15 protein-coding genes, 1 other RNA gene and 3 pseudogenes are annotated in these 18,010 nt (G+C 31.2%); 8 read left to right on the top strand and 11 right to left on the bottom strand.

Translation table 11 applies throughout. The features are described 5' to 3' along the window. Positions 1 to 257 precede the first annotated feature (257 nt). Positions 258 to 509 carry a hypothetical protein gene (locus GOY07_RS03875; RefSeq protein ID WP_175838382.1) on the top strand — a complete coding sequence of 84 codons (252 nt, stop codon included), beginning with the start codon at positions 258 to 260 and terminating at the stop codon, positions 507 to 509. Between the two features lie 811 nt (positions 510 to 1,320). Here GOY07_RS03875 and GOY07_RS03870 read toward each other — a convergent pair. Continuing rightward, positions 1,321 to 1,482, bottom strand: coding sequence for a hypothetical protein (locus tag GOY07_RS03870; RefSeq protein WP_175838380.1), 162 nt, complete (start codon positions 1,480 to 1,482; stop codon positions 1,321 to 1,323). A gap of 541 nt (positions 1,483 to 2,023) precedes the next feature. Between GOY07_RS03870 and ftsZ the strand changes: the two genes are divergently transcribed. The 4 genes from ftsZ to GOY07_RS03850 all read left to right on the top strand — a co-directional run bounded on the left by ftsZ (position 2,024) and on the right by GOY07_RS03850 (position 5,012). Further along, a complete protein-coding gene (gene ftsZ / locus GOY07_RS03865; RefSeq protein WP_175838378.1) occupies positions 2,024 to 3,211 on the top strand; it encodes a cell division protein FtsZ in 1,188 nt (395 codons plus the stop codon). 112 nt (positions 3,212 to 3,323) lie between these two features. Beyond that, positions 3,324 to 3,611 carry an EVE domain-containing protein gene (locus tag GOY07_RS03860; RefSeq protein ID WP_175838376.1) on the top strand — a complete coding sequence of 96 codons (288 nt, stop codon included), beginning with the start codon at positions 3,324 to 3,326 and terminating at the stop codon, positions 3,609 to 3,611. 66 nt (positions 3,612 to 3,677) lie between these two features. Next, positions 3,678 to 4,130, top strand: a complete 453-nt coding sequence (ybeY, locus tag GOY07_RS03855; RefSeq protein WP_175838374.1) for an rRNA maturation RNase YbeY — start codon at positions 3,678 to 3,680, stop codon at positions 4,128 to 4,130. A gap of 93 nt (positions 4,131 to 4,223) precedes the next feature. Further along, positions 4,224 to 5,012 (top strand): succinate dehydrogenase iron-sulfur subunit, encoded by a 789-nt coding sequence (locus tag GOY07_RS03850; protein WP_175838373.1) that lies wholly within the window; start codon positions 4,224 to 4,226, stop codon positions 5,010 to 5,012. Positions 5,013 to 5,015: 3 nt separating this feature from the next. Here GOY07_RS03850 and GOY07_RS03845 read toward each other — a convergent pair whose 3' ends face one another. From GOY07_RS03845 to GOY07_RS03830, 4 genes and pseudogenes are all read right to left on the bottom strand, one after another. Continuing rightward, positions 5,016 to 6,152 (bottom strand): transcriptional regulator, encoded by a 1,137-nt coding sequence (locus tag GOY07_RS03845; protein WP_175838371.1) that lies wholly within the window; start codon positions 6,150 to 6,152, stop codon positions 5,016 to 5,018. Positions 6,153 to 6,207: 55 nt separating this feature from the next. Continuing rightward, the gene (locus GOY07_RS04465; protein WP_246224489.1) at positions 6,208 to 6,660 is read right to left on the bottom strand and encodes a GNAT family N-acetyltransferase; all 453 of its coding nucleotides are present in this window, start codon (positions 6,658 to 6,660) and stop codon (positions 6,208 to 6,210) included. 333 nt (positions 6,661 to 6,993) lie between these two features. Then, positions 6,994 to 7,395: pseudogene (locus tag GOY07_RS03835) on the bottom strand (phosphatidylglycerophosphatase A family protein); the annotation flags it as partial. A gap of 76 nt (positions 7,396 to 7,471) precedes the next feature. Next, positions 7,472 to 8,452 carry an NAD(P)H-dependent glycerol-3-phosphate dehydrogenase gene (locus tag GOY07_RS03830; protein WP_175838369.1) on the bottom strand — a complete coding sequence of 327 codons (981 nt, stop codon included), beginning with the start codon at positions 8,450 to 8,452 and terminating at the stop codon, positions 7,472 to 7,474. A gap of 322 nt (positions 8,453 to 8,774) precedes the next feature. Between GOY07_RS03830 and GOY07_RS03825 the strand changes: the two genes are divergently transcribed. Then, a complete protein-coding gene (locus GOY07_RS03825; protein WP_175838367.1) occupies positions 8,775 to 9,545 on the top strand; it encodes a response regulator transcription factor in 771 nt (256 codons plus the stop codon). A gap of 46 nt (positions 9,546 to 9,591) precedes the next feature. Here GOY07_RS03825 and rnpB read toward each other — a convergent pair. Beyond that, positions 9,592 to 9,941: RNase P RNA component class A (rnpB, locus tag GOY07_RS03820), an RNA gene on the bottom strand. A 659-nt stretch (positions 9,942 to 10,600) separates the two neighbouring features. Between rnpB and GOY07_RS04540 the strand changes: the two genes are divergently transcribed. Beyond that, complete coding sequence (locus GOY07_RS04540) at positions 10,601 to 10,726, top strand: hypothetical protein (protein ID WP_256359450.1); 126 nt, start codon at positions 10,601 to 10,603, stop codon at positions 10,724 to 10,726. A 170-nt stretch (positions 10,727 to 10,896) separates the two neighbouring features. Then, entirely contained in the window at positions 10,897 to 11,067 is a 171-nt protein-coding gene (locus GOY07_RS03815; RefSeq protein ID WP_175838365.1) for a hypothetical protein, read from the top strand. A 736-nt stretch (positions 11,068 to 11,803) separates the two neighbouring features. Here the strand turns inward: GOY07_RS03815 and ispF are convergent. The 5 genes and pseudogenes from ispF to GOY07_RS04720 all read right to left on the bottom strand — a co-directional run bounded on the left by ispF (position 11,804) and on the right by GOY07_RS04720 (position 17,745). Continuing rightward, complete coding sequence (ispF, locus tag GOY07_RS03810; protein ID WP_369800442.1) at positions 11,804 to 13,102, bottom strand: 2-C-methyl-D-erythritol 2,4-cyclodiphosphate synthase; 1,299 nt, start codon at positions 13,100 to 13,102, stop codon at positions 11,804 to 11,806. 30 nt (positions 13,103 to 13,132) lie between these two features. After that, positions 13,133 to 13,840, bottom strand: coding sequence for a triosephosphate isomerase (locus GOY07_RS03805; protein ID WP_175838364.1), 708 nt, complete (start codon positions 13,838 to 13,840; stop codon positions 13,133 to 13,135). A 397-nt stretch (positions 13,841 to 14,237) separates the two neighbouring features. Continuing rightward, positions 14,238 to 15,168 (bottom strand): annotated as a pseudogene (locus GOY07_RS03800) (transposase). Between the two features lie 784 nt (positions 15,169 to 15,952). Then, complete coding sequence (gene rpe, locus GOY07_RS03795) at positions 15,953 to 16,633, bottom strand: ribulose-phosphate 3-epimerase (protein ID WP_175838362.1); 681 nt, start codon at positions 16,631 to 16,633, stop codon at positions 15,953 to 15,955. A 134-nt stretch (positions 16,634 to 16,767) separates the two neighbouring features. After that, a pseudogene (locus GOY07_RS04720) lies at positions 16,768 to 17,745 on the bottom strand (IS630 family transposase). Positions 17,746 to 18,010 lie beyond the last annotated feature (265 nt).

Below are 18,010 nucleotides of genomic sequence, written 5' to 3'. Positions count from 1 at the left end.
AAAATCAGCAAAAGAAATGCTGAAGAAAGTGCAAAATAGCGCACATATTGCAAAAAACTAAATGCTGCAATTGCAGTAAAAAGCACAATATAATAGCTGTAGCAAAAATACGCTGTATTTCAAGAACAGCACCACTGCATGGATAAATCATCTTAAATTTGGAAAAAGTAAAATTATTTATTCTTTCAAAGCCATAAAAAACTAAATTAAATCAGAGTCAATTTGAATAAGTTGAAGTATGAATACAAGGAAACCTTATGTTATCATTAAGGAATGAAGATAATAATCAGGGAAAATTTGACTTGAGTATTAGCAAGTCTACAGCACATCTTAATATGCAAAAAATGTTATACATTACACCAAGACTAACTTGCAATGAACAAGATAAAGGTGGACAAGAGGAGTTAAAAAAACTTGACGAGATTATTAGTAAGTATCTCAAAAAAAGTTACTTTTCTTTAATGAATTGTGGTTTAGCACACATTCAGAAGTTGGATACGGGTGATTAAAAAAGGATGTTAAAACGCAGATTAAAGTAAAATTAGGTAGATAAAGTTTTTACTTCTACAATGCAGCCCATTTTAGAAATGGGAAGAATTCTATCTTATTTGCATCGAATGTCAACACTGATTGTATAAATATGTTTCTTGAACAAATGTTGCAGTATTTAGAAACATGAAGAGCATTTCTTGTCATGAATTGTACTAGTTAGTATAAGTAGAAAAATTTTAATGTGCCTAAAAATATTAAGACTATATATCTACCATCACATACTTACCTAAATTCAATCCTATTGAGAGACTTTGGTTATCTATATAAACAGACCATTTTGCATAATAAAGTTTATAACATAATTGCTTTGCTTGGAAGCACTTTATATAAACATATTACCTCTCTTTCTCATTCGCAATCAAATAACTTTGCAATTTTACTTATTTAACCAATTAATAACGAGAATTAGTATAAGTATGATGGTAGGTATGTAATCTCAATATTTTTAGGTACATTTAAATTTTTCTACTTATACTAACTAGCACAATTCATGACAAGAAATGCTCTTCATGTTTCTAAATACTGCAACATTTGTTCAAGAAACATATTTATATAATCAGTGTTGACATTCGATGCAAATAAGATAGAATTCTTCCCATTTCTAAAATGGGCTGCATTGTAGAAGTAAAAACTTTATCTACCTAATTTTACTTTAATCTGCGTTTTAACATCCTTTTTTAATCACCAGTATCCAACTTCTGAATGTGTGCTAAACCACAATTCATTAAAGAAAAGTAACTTTTTTTGAGATACTTACTAATAATCTCGTCAAGTTTTTTTTAACTCCTCTTGTCCACCTTTATCTTGTTCATTGCAAGTTAGTCTTGGTGTAATGTATAACATTTTTTGCATATTAAGATGTGCTGTAGACTTGCTAATACTCAAGTCAAATTTTCCCTGATTATTATCTTCATTCCTTAATGATAACATAAGGTTTCCTTGTATTCATACTTCAACTTATTCAAATTGACTCTGATTTAATTTAGTTTTTTATGGCTTTGAAAGAATAAATAATTTTACTTTTTTCAAATTTAAGATGATTTATCCATGCAGTGGTGCTGTTCTTGAAATACAGCGTATTTTTGCTACAGCTATTATATTGTGCTTTTTACTGCAATTGCAGCATTTAGTTTTTTGCAATATGTGCGCTATTTTGCACTTTCTTCAGCATTTCTTTTGCTGATTTTACAACTTTTTTATCAGATAATTTTGATTTCAACGCCATTTAAATCTTTGTTATTTCACTTACTTCAGCATGACTTCTTTCTCATCATTATCTATCCGTTCCTTGCTCAGTGGGAATTGGTATTAATAGTTACCATCTAGTGATTGATGGTAATTATTAATATAAATGTTGGGAATAAGTAAACCATGTTTGCTATTTATGTCTGTGGAGATGAAAAGTATTTGCATGTTACTAAAAAGATAGTAACTTATTATCAAGTAAATTTACTGAATTTGAGTAATTTAAATGTCAATTGACCTTAATTTACCAGAGATGCCTATATTACACCCAAGAATTACCGTTGTGGGAGTGGGAGGTGCTGGTGGGAATGCTGTGAACAATATGATCCAATCTGATTTGCAAGGAGTGAATTTTGTTGTAGCAAATACCGATGCTCAAGCATTAGAAAAATCGTTATGTAATAAGAAGATTCAGCTAGGTATTAATTTAACTAAGGGTCTTGGTGCTGGTGCTTTGCCTAATGTTGGCAAAGGTGCGGCAGAAGAGTCAATCGATGAGATTATGGAACATATAAAAGATAGTCATATGCTTTTCATTACGGCAGGGATGGGTGGTGGTACTGGAACAGGTGCAGCACCAGTAATTGCAAAAGCAGCAAGAGAGACAGGTGCTGCAATTAAGGATAAAGCGTCAAAAAAAAAGATATTAACTGTTGGGGTTGTAACTAAGCCATTTGACTTTGAAGGTGTGCGCCGTATGCGTATTGCGGAGCTTGGACTTGAAGAATTACAAAAATGCGTAGATACGCTTATTGTCATTCCAAACCAAAACTTATTTAGGGTTGCCAATGAAAAAACTACATTCTCTGATGCGTTTAAGCTTGCTGACAATGTACTGCATATTGGCATTAGAGGGGTAACTGACTTAATGGTTATGCCAGGGCTCATTAATCTTGATTTTGCTGATATAGAAACAGTAATGAGCGAAATGGGTAAAGCAATGATTGGTACTGGGGAGGCAGGGGGAGAAGATAGAGCAGTCAGTGCTGCAGAAGCTGCGATATCTAATCCATTGCTTGATAATGTATCAATGAAAGGAGCACAAGGAATATTGATTAATATTACTGGTGGTGCAGATATGACTCTGTTTGAAGTTGATGCTGCAGCGAATAGAGTGCGTGAAGAAGTAGATGAAAATGCAAATATAATATTTGGTGCTACCTTTGATCAAGCAATGGAAGGAAGAGTTAGGGTTTCTGTTCTTGCAACTGGCATTGATTATAGCGTTACTTATAATGATAAAACAGAAGCTTTATCTACAAATCAAGATTTGACTTCAGAGGAGGAAAAATTCGAGTGGTCTTACAGCCAAATTCCATTTCCAGAGACAAAACAAGCTGAACAAGCAAGTGAAAGAGTTAAGTGGAGTAGCAATATCTATGACATACCAGCTTATTTAAGAAGAAAGAAATAATGCCAATTTTAACTACTTAAGTCAGAGCAAGTAAGTTTTCATAATAAAGAATGGAAAGAGAGTAGGAAGTTAGGTGTGAGATGGTGTATACAATTATCAAGCTCAAAATTATATGGAAATTATAAAATTAGGTGATTTTGCATTTTTTTATCATATAAGTAAAGAGAAAGTAATATTTGGAGTAGCTGAAGTATTTAAAAAGTACCACCATGTTAATGGTTTTAAATTTGGGTTGGTAGGTGTAAGATTTTCTAAGCCTTTACTTAACCAAGTAACGTTAAGTGATATAAAAAGAAGTCTTCTTTTAGAAAACTTTAGTCATTTTAAAACAAGTACGCTTATCAATTTCTCTAGTTTTAGAATCAAATGGAATGAAATAGTAAAAATAAGTGATGTGTAGTACTTGTCATTTTAATTCACGAATGATGTCATTCAAGTGTATAACGCCACTCTTAGTATGTTGCTCATGCTAGAAGTAAATATTCTTGATAAGAAATGGTACAGCATTATAGAGGATCCAGAGAGCTTTATATTGAATATTATAAATGCCTTTCTCAAAGAGTTGAAAATAGGCCAATATAACCCGAATATATCGATTGCTCTTGCTGATGATAATTTGCTGCATCAACTTAATTTAAGATTTAGACAGATGGATAAGCCAACTAATGTGCTATCATTTCCGTGCGAGCAATTGTCTAGTGAATGCGACTTAGGAGACATAGCAATTTCAATAGACACAGTGAGAAAAGAATCAGATGAGTATCATATACCAATTCTGGCTCATGTTGCGCATATGTTAGTGCATGGATTATTGCATTTAATTGGCTATGATCACAAAAAAAAAAGTGAGGAAGTTGTAATGAAAAGCCTGGAAGGTAAGATTTTAACTTCGCTTGGCTACAATATATGTGCAATTTAAAAAGAATTTAATAAAAATATAGTAGATGATGCCAAAATATGTTATTCATAAAGCAAAGGGGCTTTTAGTTATAGACGATAAAAGGTAAGCAATATGATCCAATTTTCTTTGCCAAAAAATTCTAAAGTTAATGAAAAAGGCAAGATTTATCCTGCTCCTATTAGAGCAAAAAATGTTAGAAGATTTCAAATTTACCGTTGGTCTGCTGATGGTGAGAAAAATCCTAGAGTAGATATGTTTTTCATTGATATGGATGATTGTGGCTCTATGGTGCTTGATGCGTTAATAAAAATAAAGGATGAAATAGATTCCACCTTGACTTTTAGACGCTCTTGTAGGGAAGGGATATGTGGATCTTGTGCTATGAATATTGATGGAACAAATACTCTTGCATGTACTAAATCTATATCAGATATAAAGGGTGATATAAAAATATATCCATTACCTCATATGTATGTAATAAAAGATCTAGTTTCAGACTTGACCCAATTTTATGAGCAGTATAAGTCAGTTAGTCCTTGGTTACAGGCAGATAAGTCTCATTTGTTAAATCAAGAATATTTACAATCTCCTGAAGATAGAAAAAAATTGGATGGCCTTTCTGATTGTATATTATGTGCTTGCTGTTCTACTGGTTGCCCAAGTTATTGGTGGAATAATGATAAATTTTTAGGGCCAGCGATACTATTACAAGTTTACAGGTGGATTGTTGATAGTCGTGATAATAAAACAGATGAAAGACTTTATGCATTAAATGACCCATTCAAGTTGTATCGTTGTCATACAATAATGAATTGCACGAAAACCTGCCCTAAAGGGCTTAATCCAGCGAAAGCAATAGCGAAAATAAAACAGCTTATGGTAGAAAGAGAAGGATTTTAAGTTCTATCTTTTATATTCCTTATATGCAAAGAGTAAACCTTCTGAAGCGTAGGGTATCGTTAGTATTCTGAATATTTTTCCGTTTGTGAGATGGATTGTATCATTATGTGGTCCAAATAATTTTTTAAACAACTCATGCCTTTGGTTACTAATGGTTTGGAAATTTTCTTTTTCTAAAAGCTTTTTAGATTCGAATAGATAAAGCATAATTTCATGATAAGTTGGATAAGATATCAAAAATTTTGTATCAAGTTGGAAGCTTTTTACAAAAGCGTTATTGTAGAATTTTAGTTTTTGATTCTTACTATATATTGCGATAGCAATTGGTAATTCCTCAAGTAAATTTTTCTGTGTAGCCAGGTAGCTGTCTAATTCAGCGCGCAACCCCTCTGCATCACTAATATCTTTTCCATATATCACCATACTGCCGGAACTTCGTATTGGAATTTTTATAAAATCAAAAACCTTGCGTTCGTTTTTACAAGTGATCACATGTTTTCCTGATTTTGTGTTATAGACGCTACTAACTACAGCTAATCTCTGAGAGCTATTTATATATTTATCATAAAACAAGTTACAGAACTTTACTTTTTTATTCTCATTATATTTTAGTATTGGAAATGGCAAAGAGTTAAAAATATTTCTATAATTTTCTATCTCTTGTATGAGTTTGTTGTTTTCTAATTCAAGTGCATTAGCTTTTATCTTGTAGTCTGAAATATTTCTTATCCACAACAGCACACCAATCACTTTGTTAGAATCGTCTATTATGCTTCTTCCGTAACACATACAATAAACTTCACCGTCTTTTGACTTTAAATCCAAAGTGAAAGATTTATTTATTTCCTTTGCCTCAGTAAAATTTTTAATTAAGCTTTCCGATTGCTCGAAAAAATTTGCAAATTCATTAAATGAGTAAAAAACAGTATTAAGTAAAATCAATAAGTTAGGAGAAAATTTTTCTATACGTTTTTTTGCATCCCAAATATAAAAACCATCATCTACAGTATCAATTAAATTATTTATTATAATATTTTGATGTTGTAAACTCTTAATTTTATTATCCACTTTCAATTTAGAATAAGAAAGAAAGAATAATATTAAAATTAATAATAAAACTACTTCGTACAGAAAAAACATAGTACCTTTAAAACAGACGTAAAAATTTATAACCCCTTGGTAAGGGTATGTTAAGTTACGCTGAAGAAGTGTACAAGTAAAGATTGCCTAATATCTGAAAACCCAGTCTTTTATAAAGGTTAATAGAAGGTTTCATGCAATGTGCTACTACATATTTGCATTCAAGCTGCTGAATTATTTTGATTCTTTCTAAAACCATTTGTGTACCTATCCCACGATTTCTATAAATTGGCAAAACTCCATCACTATAAAAACCTGCTATTCCGTCTTGGGTATAAAAGCCGCATGTTCCAATAATTTCATTGTCTAGTGTTACAAGAAAAAATCTTAACCTTGAATTTTTATCATCATAACTTGATAACCCACGAAAAAATGTACTAACAATTCCAGTACTATGGTGAAAAATCTTAGAAGTATATGAATCTAACTGTTCTAAGAGAGTGCTACTAGTTACGGCGTTCAACTTTAAGCCTGGAACTACATCAGCTGGTAAGAAGTAATTTTTCATATTAAGTAAAACTTTTTTTGGTGTGCTAACGTGTTTTATTCCACACTTTTCTAAAATGCCCTGTGTCTTTGTATGCGAATTCATTACCCATGTTGCTTCTATATCTCTTGCTTTGAGATAAGCTAAAGTTTTTTGTACAGAAAGCTCAGTACGTTGATCTTCACAAAACACAAAATTAAATAATGACTCTCTAGTACCATTTATTGTGAATGTAACGTTATCGAATTTATCATGTACTTCCCATTTAGATAAATCCGCTGCATAAAGTATATAATCCTTTAGATTTTGAGTAACTAAGCTTGAATAATAAATTTTCTTATCCCGCATACACAGACAGTAGAAAGCCCCTATAAGAATACAGGCTAAAATTGCAGCTATAATATCATCTAGCATAACTCCTAGAGAACCTTTGATATTTTTATCGATCAAATTTATAGGCCACGTTTTTATTATATCAAAAAACCTAAAAAGAAGAAAGCACAACAGCAATAAAGAGCAATTCACCTCTTGGTTTAGTAATACTGAAATTAGAAATGTTGTCAGCAATTGACCAACTACTTCGTCAATCACTACCTCTTTTGGATCATGTGAGGTCTGATAGTGTTTTATGTAATTACCTGTGGACCACAATCCAATCAAGAATAAGAAAAGGATAATTACTGCGCCTAAAATTTTATTACCTAGTACTAAGGGAATAATTGGATAAGTAGCTAAGCTGCCAACAGTACCTGGCATTTTTTTTACTGTACCAGATAGCCACCATGTTGATATTAATTTATATAAAAATTTCACAGCAGAACGAACTACAAAATTAACCTACAAAAACGAAAATGGTATCCTCTATGGATGAATTTTCATACAATAATCTATACACTGCTTCACATATAGGCATTTTTATCTTTAGTTTCTCTGCTAAATTAAATGCAGATTGAGCGGTATTAAAACCTTCAATCACTGGCTTATCTTCTGATAGAGTCTGTTGAACATCAAAGCTATTGTTACTACTACCTATTTTGAGCCCAAAGGAGAAGTTTCTTGAATTCAAGGATGTGCATGTCATAATTAAGTCGCCCAGACATGCTGGTCCAAGTAAAGTATCTATGTTTATAACACTATCTGTTTTTGCTAGATATAAGGTCTTTATTTCATTCATGCTTTTTGTTATCAGTGCTGCATGAGCATTAAATCCAAGTTTTTTACCCAGAACAATTCCACATGCTATAGCAAAAACGTTCTTTAGTGCTGCACAGATCTGTACCCCTATAACATCGTTACTGAAATGCAATTTTATGTTTTCCTGTTGTAGTTCTGATATTAGCTTTAAACCTAATGTGTCATCTTGACATGCAAGAACCATTGAGTAAGGTAATTTTTTTGCAACTTCTATAGCGAAGCTTGGACCTGAGAAAATGGCAACTGGATTGTTAGGTAAAACTTCATTTACTATTTCACTTGGTAGTTTTAACGTAGATTTTTCTATCCCTTTACAAGCTAAAATTATTGCTACATCTTTTTTCAAGTTACAATCGTATAATTGCTGACATACTTTCCTCAGAGACTGAGTAGGAATGGCAAAGATCATTGCTGAAGCATTAACTGTTTCTTCAATAGCAAATTTTACTGATACATTGTCAGAGATTTGACAGCCTAATAATTTGTTGCTTTCTCTTGTTTTGCTAATTGATTCAAATGTGGTTTTATTGCGAGTCCATAGAATTACATCTTGCTTATCACTCAGTGAATTTGCAATTGCTGTACCCCATGCACCAGCACCTAAAATTGATATTGTCACACAGTATTCCTGAAAAGTATTACTTATACTTTAGGATAACAGAATAAGTAAATTAAAAATATAATATAGGTTATAAGATAGTTTAATATTTATTAACTTAAGTGTTCTTTTAGTGGTAATGACTTTAGTTCAATGTTTACTAAAATAGTACTATTCTTATAATATATATTATATCTATTATATTTTAAGATCTATTGATATGAGTTTGAAATGATATGTTTACTGTTAATAATTTTGGCCGTTTGTTAATAAAAGTTTGATTTGTTACTTTCCTTAGTTATATATATTACTAAAATTATAAAATATTTACGGAGTATAAAATATGCGTATATTACTAATTGAAGATGATCAAGTGAGTGCAAAGACTGTAGTTAACGCTTTAACGTCTGATGGGCACTTTTGTGATGTTGTAACTTCTGCACAAGACTACAACAACAACATGGTTTCTTCAAATGGAGATCACTATGATCTAGTTATTCTGGATATACACTTACCTGGAGATATTGATGGGTATGATATCTTGTTAAGATTGAGAAGTGCAAAAATTAAAGTTCCTGTCTTAATACTTTCATGTATTTCTGCTGTTAATCATAAGGCTAAGGGGCTTGGATATGGTGCTGATGACTACTTAACTAAGCCATTTCATAAAAGTGAGCTACTTGCTCGAATAAAAGCAATAGTGCGTCGTACTAAAGGCCATCCTGAATCAGTGATAAAGATTGGTAATATAAATATTAATTTCGATCATAGGGTTGTTGAGGTAAAAGGTAAAACAGTTCACCTCACTAATAAAGAATATTCTATGATAGAATTACTGGCGTTGCGCAAGGGAACAGTACTAACAAAAGAAATGTTTTTAAATCATCTTTATAATGGATTAGATGAACCTTCAGATAATAAGATAGTTGATGTCTTTATGTGTAAATTGCGTAAGAAACTTGAAAATGCAAATGATGGAAAAAGCCACATAGAAACTGTTTGGGGCAGAGGGTATGTTCTGAAAGAGTATGTTGATGAAGAAGAATATTCCAATGTCAATCTTGGGGAAGATAATAGCAATTATCAAACAGAACAGGTTAAGGATAATGCATAAAATGCTTTTATATATTTTAAAGTATAGCGGACCTATGTTCATGTGAATGTCTAGGTGAAATATAAGCCGAGTTCTGTTTATGTAGCTATTTATCTGAAGTAAATGTTACCATTTACTGCATGCGATTTACCCGAGTAGATATGAGGAAAACATAAAGTCTACCCTTAATTTAATCTTGCTCCTAATGTTGGTTACTCGACTACCAATGTTACCATTGCTATGGTGTGCTCTTACCACACCTTTTCACCCTTACCTAAAGATATTTAGGCGGTAATTTTCTGTAGCCCTATAACTGGAGTTACCTCCGGCGGGTATTACCCGTCACTATTTTCCCTTGGAGCCCGGACTTTCCTCTGTTGTGTTTATCGCACAACAGCAGCTACTTATTTCACCTAGAAATTATATTTTAACGCGAAAATCATAAAAGTAAAATAATTTCCCTGTGAGTCAATGGTATGCTATTAAACATCAGGCAATAGTTAGGGATAATGTCTTGATACATTCCTTACTATCACAAGTTAATCTTTCTAAGGCTAAACTTCTACTTCTTCCAGGCTGGATTACTTAATTTGCTCTGTTTTTTACTGGTATACTGTCTGGCACTATTTCAGGACTGCTTATTCTGCTATTACGTTGATAAAAAATTCCTTTATTACTATTTGAATATGATTGACTTTTATGATTTAAATCAACTAATTCTAATACATAGATGTCATTATGATGGCGGTATTTTTTTACGTATTTATATACTATAAATCCTCTTATTATTCCAATAAAACCTAATTGCTCTCAAATATAGATCCAGCTATTATTCTTGCTTCGTTAAGTTTACCTGCTATAGCGCGTTGAGCTAATTGTGCAGAATAGGTAATTGAGGAAATAAAGTTGTGGTAGATATAGGAGTTATTGATTCTTTATATTCCTCTAGCACTTGATATAGTAAATATTGTTTATGTAGTTTCCTCTGAATTTGTTATCTAGAACATGAGTTGACGTTATTACTTATTCAGTTGCTGTTGTTTGTGAGGTAATAGCTACTGTTGTGGATTTCATTGTTGCAAACTTTTCAGCACTTTGTATTAACATTCGAAGTTACTGTTGGTACGTTAGTTGACGTTATATTAGCTGTAGTTGCTTGTGAAGTGGAAGTTGTTTTAGCTATTTTTGATTCAGTTGTGTAGGTTTTACAGTGCTTGTTCTAACTTCTGTAGTATAATCGTAACTGCTTGCAATACCAATTCCTACTGTATAAGGAACAGATAAACAGTAGTGAAAAAGAAACTATCTAAAGCAAGCAAGATAGCAAGATTTAAATGGCGTTTTAAAGTGAAAATTATTGGATGAAAAAGTCGTGAAATCAGTAAAAGAAATGCTAAAGAAGTGCAAAATGATACATATGTTGCAAAAAAAACTAGATGCTGTAATTGCAGTAAAAAAGTACAGTATAACAGCTGTAGCAAAAAAATATGTTACATATTCAAGAATATGCACTAACTGCATGGATAAAGTATCTAAAGTTTAGAAAAGATAGAGAAATTGTTTATTTCTTTCAATTTCATAAAGAAATTCTCTAAATTAGAGTCAATTTGGACAAGTTAAAGTATGGATACAAGGAAACCATAATATGCAAAAAGTGAAGTTTTCATATATTATACAAAGCTGATTTATGATAACAAGATAAGGTAGACAGAAAGATCTTAAAGGAACTTAATGAGATTATTAGTAAGTATCTTAAATAAGAGTTATTCATCTTTGATGAATTGCAGTTTGTTGTTACACATTCAAGATTTGGACACTGGTAGTTTAAAAAGGACGTTAGAACACAAGTTGAAGTAAAATTAGGTGGATAGAAATTTTTATCTCTACAATGTAGTCAATTCTAGAAATGGAGGGAGTTCTAGCTTATTGCGCTAAATGTTAACGTTGATTATATGAATATATTTCTTGAACAAAGATCACAATATTTAAAAACACAAGAAGACTTTCTTATTTTTGATTGTATTAGTTAGCATAAGTCAAAAAATTTAAGGTACCTAAAAGTATAGAGATTATGTACTTATCTCCATATTCATCTGAGCTCAATCCTATTAAGAGACTTGGTTACATATAAAACAGAACATTTCGTATAGTAGAGCCTATAATATAATTGCTTTGCTTGAGAGCTCTTTGCCGCAGGTTTACTACTTTCTCTTTCTCACTCTGCAATGTCACTTATTTGCCCATTAACAATAAAAATTAGTATTAATTGTGTAGCGTAGCTATATTTTATGTAATAGCACGGAAACATGTGCTGCTATTCCTTCGTTTCTTCCAATAGAACCTAATTTTTCTGCAGTAGTCGCTTTGACATTTACAAATTCACTATCAATCTCTAATATTTCTGATATGAATTTCTTCATTGCCATCTTGTAGGGCGATATTTTAGGATCTTCGCAAACTATAGTGATATCTAGGTTGGATATACTGTATCCTTTTTCTTTTGCTTTCTTGGTAGCAAAATCAAGAAAGTAAGATGAATTGCAATCTCTCCATTCAGGGGAATTCGAAGGGAAATATGTTCCTATGTCGCCATATCCAAGCGCCCCCAGTATTGCATCAACAACTGCATGCATTGCAACATCACCATCAGAATGTGCTTCTATTTCCATGTCATGCTTGATTTTTACGCCACAGATCTTTATAAAACTCTTAGCCCTATCTTGAGCTTTAATAAACTTATGTATGTCATAACCAATTCCAATACGATATTTTTGTTCTTCAAGAAGAGACTTTGCCATATTAATATCCTCTTTTGTGGTTAACTTGAAATTGCTTTTCTCACCTTTAATAATTATAATACGTTTTTTGTGTTCTACCATTAGTGATGAATCATCAGTAAATTCTTTATTTAATTGATGGTATAATAATAATTCTTTGAAATTGAAAATTTGAGGAGTTTGTATGGCTCTAAGTCTTTCTCTTGAAATTGTGGATTCAATGAAATCATCATTTATTACTGATATAGTATCTTCCGCTTCTATTGCTGGCACTACTCCTGTATATTGGTTATTAATCATAGATCGAGCTAAGTTATCTATCAGAGTATTTGATACAAAAGGCCTACAAGCATCGTGTATAATTACGAAATCTGGGTTGATTTTTTGCAAGCTTTCGAGTCCTAGCTTAACTGAGCTTTTCCTACTTTCTCCTCCATATACTGGATTTAGTAATTTAGTATTTATACTTCCTGTCATTCTAGTATTTGAGACTGGAATCCATTCTTCTTTTTTTCTAGATTCTAGTGTTGCATATTGGAATGGGTGTACTACTTCACTTAAGTGATAGTTGTGTAGAGAATCTATCATTCCCCTATAAAGATCTTTATGATTTTTGTTAATTACAACTCTCACGTGATTTATATATTGGCTAGTTAAAAGTTTTTTGACTGCATATGATAAAACAGGTTTACCTGCTAGTGTTATGTATTGCTTAGGAATTGTATTACTACATCGGCTTCCTACTCCCGCTGCAACTATTAATGCTGCTATTTTGTATTTCTTAAGTCTGTTAATATATATATCTATCACAGGATTCTTTAATTATTAATTTTAGAATTGATAGACTTTTTCAACTTGCTGTACTATTTTATAAAAGTAATTAAAATCTAAGCTTGCACTGCCAATTAAAACTCCTGACAAACTTAAGATGTTCAATAAATTTTCTATATTTTCTGAATTGACTGAGCCGCCATATATAACGTGCTTTTTACTAGTATAGGATTGTATTACTTCTATTATCTCAGCAATTGCATTATTGCTTGGTACATGTCCTGTACCTATTGCCCATATTGGTTCATATGCTACGGTATATTCACCATGTATTGGCAAGCGATTTTTACATTGGTACTCTATTGCTTCCTTTATTTTACTACTCTCATGGTCTTCTGAATTTTCACCTACACAAATAATTGGGTGTAAGCCAAATTCTATTGCTGTTTCTGATTTAAGCTTTATTTCACCATTTGTTTCATGCATTCTTTCAGAATGCCCGAGTATTACGTAAGTACATCCTAACTCTTTTAGCATCTCTGCACTAATTTCACCTGTATAAGAACCAGATTTTTTATGATGGCAATTCTGTGCTCCTATATTAATATTATTATTTAGCTCTATATTACTTAAAAGTAATGTAAAAGGTGGGCAAATCACGAGCTTAGAAGTAATTTCATTGCTCTTGTTGTTGAGTTTATCTATAAAGTTAACGAATGAGGAACGTGTTCCATTCATCTTCCAATTTGCTACTATTAAAAAGGACATTAACTTTACTTATATAGATGAAAATATTCCAAACAGTACTAAAACGAACTCCTCTCATTCTTGCTTGTTAGTTGAACAAGATTAGCTATCGTTTTACTAACCTTTAACTTATATAAAAGTATGTACCTAGCTGAGAATTAATAATAAAATAAGTTAATTATATGGGATAAAGTTGAATTAAGTCAATAAATTTTTTTTTATCATGACTTTTACCTCACCAAATTTTCTCTTTGAAATTATAGCTTTCTTGAATTTTACTTACTCAACCTAAATTTTTCAACTTCCTTCTGACTTTATGACATTGCCAACTATGATGAATTAAAGATAAAAAAGGCTAAAATATTAGCAATTTATCGTTCTCTTATTTAAGAATGGTTAATAATACTAATTTTCATTGTTAATGGGTCAAATAAGTAACATTGCAGAGTTGTTTAACTGCAGAGTGAGAGAGGAAATAATAAATTTGCATAAAGCACTCTTACGCAAAGCAATTGTATTATAGACTTTATTGTCTAAAATGTTCTGTTTTATATACAACTAAAATTTCTCATAGGATTGAGCTCTGGTGAATATGGTGTAGGTATATAATCTTGATATTTTTAAGTGCCTTTAAATTTTTTGACTTATGCCAACTAGCACAGTACATGACAAGAAAGGCTTTTCATGTTTTTAAATGTTGCAACATTTGTTCAAGAAGTATATCCATATGGTCAATATTGACATTCAGTGCAAATGAGTTATGACCATCTTCATTTCTAGGATTAACTGCACTGTAGGGATAAAAGTTTTATCTATCTAATTTTACTTTATCATGTATTTTACGTCCTTTTTAAACTGCCCATGTTCAATTTTTAAATGTCTGCCGAATCTTGATTTGTCAAACAAAGATAACTCTTATTCACTGTACTTATTAATACTTTTATTAAGTTTTTAAACTCTTTCTACCTATCTTTATCTTGTTTATTATAAATTGGTCTTGGTATAGTATGCAAAAACTTTATTTTTGCATATTACGGTGTACTATAGATTTATTGACATTCAAGTTAAATTTTTATTCTCATTTCTTTAATGGTAGTCTTAGGTTTTCTTGTATCCGTACTTCAATCCGTTCAAGTTAGCTCTGATTCAATTTAATTTTTCTAGAACATTAATGTGGAGTGAATAATTTTTCTTCTCTCTTAAATTTTAGGTGCTTTGTTTATGCAGTTAATGCATGTCTTTAAAATGCAATATATTTTTACTAAGGTTGTTATACTGTGCTTTTTTACTGCAATTACAGCATCTAGTTTTTTTATGACATATATATTATTTCGTACTTTCTTCAGCATTTTTTTTGTTGACTCAACGACTTTTTCACCAGATAATCTTTGATTTAAACGCCATTTAAACCTTGCTATTTTACTTGCTTTAGTAAGGCTTCTTTCTTCATTACTGTTTATCCATTTCCTATGCAGTGGAAATTGGTATAAATTATCTATTTTCTTAAACGAGTGCTAAAAGCTACTATTTTTTCTTCTACTCTGTTGTTATCCATCTAAACGTTACTTTATCTTTTTTGAATTCTTAAAATATATTAAAGTGCTTTATAACATTTATTATTCAATTACCAAGGTCTCTAATATACAGTTTTATATCATATTTCTTTTTTAAAAGATTTAGGGCATTGGATATATAATACGGTGTTCTGGCTCATGATGTAGTGTTTACTACCCCATACATGTTTTATGTATAGGAAATGGATTTTTTAACAACTTTATCATCTGTTATACTAATTTCTTGCTGTGTATAGTGGAGGGTGCTGAAGTAGCCATACTAATTCATCAGATGAGTTATTGTGAATTTGTTAATTTTTTTTCATGAATTTTATAGCGTAGTTATAATTAATAAGTTGATCAGATGTTGTTTACTCTATCATATTCAATTTCTTTTCTTTTAGTTTATAAGATGAGCTAAGGGTAATTAGAAATATATATTATCCACAACTTTAAGGACGTTTTTGGCTTGATTCACTGAGATTGACCTCACCCCTCGAGAGGAGAGTAGATAACACTCACACATCCAGAATTTTTTTACTGATAGAATGATAGAAGTGTTTTGTGTTGGACTATAAGATTACAATGATAGGTTTTTAAGGTCATTTACAGCTTTCTTCATATTCTTAGCTCTAAATATTGCTGATCCAGCAACTAAAATATCTGCACCTGCTTTTATTATATCAGCAGCATTTGAAAGATTCACTCCACCATCTACTGAAATTTGCGTCTTAAGACCGCGCTCTTGTATCATTTTTTTCACAATAGATATTTTGCTCAGTTGTGAATAAATAAACTCCTGTCCTCCAAATCCAGGACTGACTGTCATAATTAATACAATATCCAACTCGTGTATGATATACTCAAGCACACCTGGGGGAGTTGAAGGAACAATTGATACTCCAACTTGAACCTTTTTTTTCGCATCGTTTACATTTTTATATGACTTTATCTTTCTTATTAGCCTTTCAAGATGTACTTCTGCTTCTACATGTATAGTAATGATATTAGCACCAGCATTTATAAAGCTTTCAATATGGTCACCAGGAGACTTGATCATTAAGTGTACATCAAAAAGAAGATTAGTATATTTACGTATTGCAGAGATAACGTCTGGACCAATTGTAATATTTGGGACAAAATTTCCATCCATAACGTCTATGTGTATGTAATCTGCACCTAAGTTGTTAATTCTTTTTACTTCTTCTCCTAATTTTGCAAAATTTGCTGAAAGTATGGAAGGTGCAATTTTAATGCCCATAGGCTGCCTTTTTACTGAAAAATAAAGAAATAACTTATTTTTACAACTCTGTCATCTTATACTAATTCCATTGCATAAGGAACGGATAGATAATAATGGGGAAAAAGCCCTCTGAAGGGATAACGATTTCATTGTTAGTGGGTTAAATAAGTGACATTGCGGAGTCGTTTAATTGTGTAGTGAGATAAATTTGTGTAAAGCACTCTCAAGCAAAGCAATTGTATTATAAACTTTATTGTGCAAAATGTTCTGTTTTATATACAACTAAAGTCTCTCAATAAGATTGAGCTTCGGTGAATATGGTAATAAGTATATAACCTCGATATTTTTGGGTACTTTTAAATTTTTTGACCTATATCAACTAGCACAGTCCATGATAAGAAAGACTTCTCATGTTCTTAAATGTTGTAACATTTGTTCAAGAAATATATTCACAAGATCAATGTTGACATTCTCAGTGCAAATAAGCTAGGTCTTTCTCCATTTCTAAGACTAGCTGTGTACTATAGAGGTAAAAATTTTATCTACCTAATTTTACTTTAACTGTGTTCTAACGCCCTTTTTAAACTGCCCATGTTCAACTTGCGAATGTGTGCAAGCTGTGATTCATCAAAATGAATAACCCTTATTCATGGTACTTATCAATAATTTTATTAAGTTTTTTAAAAACTTTTCCTGTCTATTTTTATCTTATTCATAGTGAATTGGTCTTGACATAATATATAAAAACTCCATTTTTTGCACATTACAGTGTGCCGTAGACTTATTGACATTCAAGCAAGATTTTTCTGAATTTTTATTCTCATAATAGTAATATTAAGGTTTTTCTATATTCATACTTCAACTTATTCAAATTAACTCTGATTCAATCTAGTTCATCTATGATGTTAAAGAAAAGTAAACAATTTTATCTCTCTTCTAAATTTTAGGTGCTTTGCCCATGCAGTTAGTGCTATTCTTAAAAATGAAACATATTTTTACTATAGCTGTTATATTGTGCTTTTTACTGCAATTACAGCATCTAATTTTTTGTAGTATATGTATTATTTTATGTTTTTTTCAGAATTACTTTTAGACCCAACGACTTTTTTATCCAATAATTTTGATCTCACGCCATTTAAACCTTGCTGTTTTGCTTACTTCAGCATAGCTTCTTTTTTATTATTGTCTATTCGTTCCTTATAAGGTTGAAATTGGTATTAGATCGAGACTATGTTCATATAGAAAGTGAGTCCTCTTTAATGTCATAACAAGCTCATTTATTTACTTGTTTACTTTTCTCGGAATTGTAAAAAAGTACCTACCTTTTTTGAAGAATATTAGAAAATAATAAATTATGGAAAAGAATAGGAAATTTTAAATAAATGATTAGAGCCA

The sequence above is a fragment of the Wolbachia endosymbiont of Litomosoides sigmodontis genome (genome assembly GCF_013365435.1).
Lineage (GTDB): Bacteria > Pseudomonadota > Alphaproteobacteria > Rickettsiales > Anaplasmataceae > Wolbachia.
Note: the sequence above shows the minus strand (reverse complement) of the source record. Positions and strands in the feature narration are given on the sequence as shown.